Annotated in this window: 1 protein-coding gene; it reads right to left on the bottom strand. The window is 59.8% G+C overall.

Annotation, left to right across the window (positions count from 1 at the left end):
- Positions 1-350: 350 nt before the first annotated feature.
- The coding region (locus P9A16_RS35590; RefSeq protein ID WP_278026565.1) for an IS110 family transposase at positions 351-971 on the bottom strand (621 nt) is incomplete at its 5' end.

Below are 971 nucleotides of genomic sequence, written 5' to 3'. Positions count from 1 at the left end.
GCCCTGAGCGATGCGGGTCAAGGTTTGGCAGAGCCAGGCGAGCGGATCGACGCTGTTCATTTTGCATATGTGGACGGCCCCCGGCTTGCAAGATTGACGGCAGTAATTTGAACCGATCGCTTGCGATCATATGTCCGGCCTCTGAGTGTGCGGCCGCACATGACCGCGGGCCAAGATGGTTTCCGCTACGCGAGTTCCAAACAGGTCTGCGGCCTTTGTCGGCCTTTGCATTATACGGATTGTCACGCGCTTCGGAACGATCGATCACCATCTACTCTTCTTCTTGCAAGTTTGGGCATCAGTTCAGTGCGGCAGCGTTCCGCAGATCGCTCGCCGCGGCTGGCTGATCTCTATACGGCTCGGGCATGAAGCGGTTGCGCGGTGTCGGCCCTGTGTTGCCCGCCGGTCACCATGAGCTTCCATGCGACGCGGGCAATCTTGTTAGCCAATGCCACAGCCACGAGCTTCGGCGGCTTGCGCTTGAGGAGTTCCCTGAGCCATGGCGAAGCGTTCTTGCCGCGCCCTTCTCGAACGTGGCGCAGAAGAGCAGTCGCCCCTGCCACGAGAACGCTTCGCAGGGTTTCATCGCCGGCACGTGTAATACCGCCAAGCCGGATTTTTCCAGCGGTGGAGTGATCTTTTGGCGTCAGTCCGAGCCAGGCGGCGAAGTGCCGACCCGAGCGAAAGCCTTCGGGTGCTGGCATCTTCATGACAAGCAGTGACGCGCCGATCGGGCCGACGCCGGGAATTTTCGCTAGTCGCCGACTGCATTCGTCAGCCCGGTGCCAAGCCATCAATCTGGCTTCGACCTTGGCGATCTCTCCCTGCAACTGTCTGTATTCTCGTGCATGAAGCGCGAACAAGTCGCGAGCAAGTTCGGGCAGCGTCTCATCGGTTGCGATACGCTCGAGCAGGTGTTCCACCTTGCATATTCCCTGGGCAGCACTCAATCCGAACTCGGCAGCATAGCC

Origin of the sequence: Shinella sp. 838, assembly GCF_029623935.1 — a bacterium.
Taxonomy (GTDB): domain Bacteria; phylum Pseudomonadota; class Alphaproteobacteria; order Rhizobiales; family Rhizobiaceae; genus Shinella.
The sequence above is the reverse complement of the archived record's forward strand: the minus strand, read 5'-3'. Positions and strand labels throughout refer to the sequence as shown.